The following is a 2576-nucleotide window of genomic DNA, read 5'->3' as shown; positions in this document are numbered from 1 at the left end:
ACAGTCCGTTAGGCCATCGCCATCACTGTCGGTTGTATCTATTCCTATCGGATCGCAGGGATCGTTCGGATCACTCGTCGGTCCGCCCGGGAAAGTCGTTGGATCGTCCGGTGTGCTCGGGTCGTCGATTCCAGTGGTCTCCTCACAGTCCGTTAGGCCATCGCCATCACTGTCGGTTGTATCTATTCCTATCGGATCGCAGGGATCGTTAGGATCACTCGTCGGTCCACCTGGAAAGGTCGTTGGATCGTCCGGTGTGCTCGGGTCATCGATTCCAGTGGTCTCCTCACAGTCCGTTAGGCCATCGCCATCACTGTCGGTTGTATCTATTCCTATCGGATCGCAGGGATCGTTCGGATCACTTGTTGGTCCGCCTGGGAAGGTCGTTGGATCGTCCGGTGTACTTGGATCGTCGATTCCTGTCGTTTCCTCGCAGTCGGTCAAGCCATCGCCATCACTGTCCGTTGTATCGATACCTATCGGATCACAGGGATCGTTCGGATCACTTGTTGGTCCGCCCGGGAAAGTCGTTGGATCATCCGGTGTACTTGGATCGTCGATTCCAGTAGTCTCCTCACAGTCCGTTAGGCCATCGCCATCTGAATCAACTAAGGAAGTACACAGCGGAATTACGACTGTAATTGTGGCTTCGTTTGAGGTATTTCCTTCATCATCATCAACGGTGTATGTAATAGTTGTTGTTCCATTTGTATATCCTACTTCTGGAGTAAATGTTAGTGTTCCATCTCCATTATCAGTAAATGTCCCCTCACCTGGCACAGTAAATGTACTTTGCTGTCCTGGAGTACTTGGGTCTAAATCAATTGTTGAATCATCAATTGTTCCATTAGGGTCAGTATCGTTTACCGTTATATCTATAATTACTGCTATTCCTGGATCAGTTGTCCCTCCATCATCATTTGCCACGGGCGGACAATTTGATGAATCCGGATCACAGGGATCATTAGGGTCACTAGGTCCTATAGGAATACCTGGTGTTCCTGGATCATCGATTCCGGTGGTTTCTTCACAGTCCGTTAAACCGTCACCATCTGTATCCGTTGTATTGATACCTATCGGATCACAGGGGTCATTCGGATCACTTGTTGGTCCGCCCGGGAAGGTGGTCGGGTCTTCCGGTGTACTTGGGTCATCGATTCCTGTGGTTTCCTCACAATCGGTTAGGCCGTCGCCATCACTGTCCGTTGTATTGATGCCTATAGGATCACAAGGGTCGTTCGGATCGCTGGTCGGTCCGCCCGGGAAGGTCGTTGGGTCATCAGGTGTACTTGGATCATCGATTCCCGTGGTTTCCTCACAGTCTGTAAGGCCATCGCCATCGCTATCCGTTGTATTGATGCCTATCGGATCACAGGGGTCGTTCGGATCACTTGTTGGACCGCCTGGGAAGGTTGTTGGATCTTCAGGGGTGCTCGGATCGTCGATTCCCGTCGTTTCCTCGCAGTCCGTTAGGCCATCGCCATCACTATCTGAAGAACTTGGGCATGCTGGAATAGTAACTGAAATAGTTGCTTCATTAGAAGTATTCCCATCATTATCATTAACGGTATATGTAATAGTTGTAGTTCCATTTGTATAACCAGGCACGGGATCAAAAGTAACAGTACCATCACCATTATCAGTAAATGTTCCCTCTCCAGGTACCGTAAAGGTATTTTGTTGCCCTGGACTACTTGGATCTAAATCAATTGTTAAATCATCAATTGTACCATCGTTATCTGTATCATTATCTGTAATATCAATTATTACATCTACATCTTCATTTGTTGATCCAGCATCATCATTTGCAATTGGATCGTCGTTCACAGGGTTCACCGTAACGTCTATGTCCGCAGTGGCACAGTCCCCGTCCGCATCGCAGATCTCGTAGGTGATGGTATCCGGGCCGTTGTAATTTGTATTCGGCGTATAGTCTATCGTATCGTCGGTAGGGTCGTTGGGCGTACCGCCGTCGTTTACCGTGGCAGTCCCGTTGGCCGGTGGTGTCGTAATGGTAATGGTACCGGTACTCGGGCCGTCGCCTCCGAAATCGTCGTTTGCCAGCGGGTCGATGTTCACCGTGTCGTCCTCGTCGACACTTGCCGTATCGTCCACAGCTGTTGGTGTATCATTTATCGGGTTTACCGTAACGTCTATGTCCGCCGTGGCACAGTCCCCGTCCGCATCGCAGATCTCGTAGGTGATGGTATCCGGGCCGTTGTAGTCCCCGTTGGGCGTGTAGTCTATCGTATCGTCGGTAGGGTCGTTGGGCGTACCGCCGTCGTTCACCGTGGCGGTACCGTTGGCCGGTGGTGTCGTAATGGTAATGGTGCCTGTGCTCGGGCCGTCACCTCCAAAATTATCGTTTCCTAACGGGTCGATGTTCACCGTGTCGTCCTCGTCTACCGTGGCCGTATCGTCCACAGCTGTTGGTGTATCATTTACCGGGTTTACCGTTACGTCTATGTCCGCCGTGGCACAGTCCCCGTCCGCATCGCAGATCTCGTAGGTGACCGTATCCGGGCCGTTGTAGTCCCCGTTGGGCGTATAGTCTATCGTATCGTCGGTAGGGTCGT

Annotated in this window: 1 protein-coding gene; it reads right to left on the bottom strand. The window is 51.0% G+C overall.

Features of this window, described 5'->3' with window-relative positions; genetic code table 11:
- Positions 1-2576, bottom strand: a 2576-nt coding sequence (locus H7U19_RS03720; protein ID WP_186558982.1) for an Ig-like domain-containing protein, incomplete at both ends; no start/stop codon positions are given.

Origin of the sequence: Hyunsoonleella aquatilis, from assembly GCF_014270105.1 — a bacterium.
Classification (GTDB): domain Bacteria; phylum Bacteroidota; class Bacteroidia; order Flavobacteriales; family Flavobacteriaceae; genus Jejuia; species Jejuia aquatilis.
This window is presented reverse-complemented; position numbering and strand designations above follow the sequence as displayed.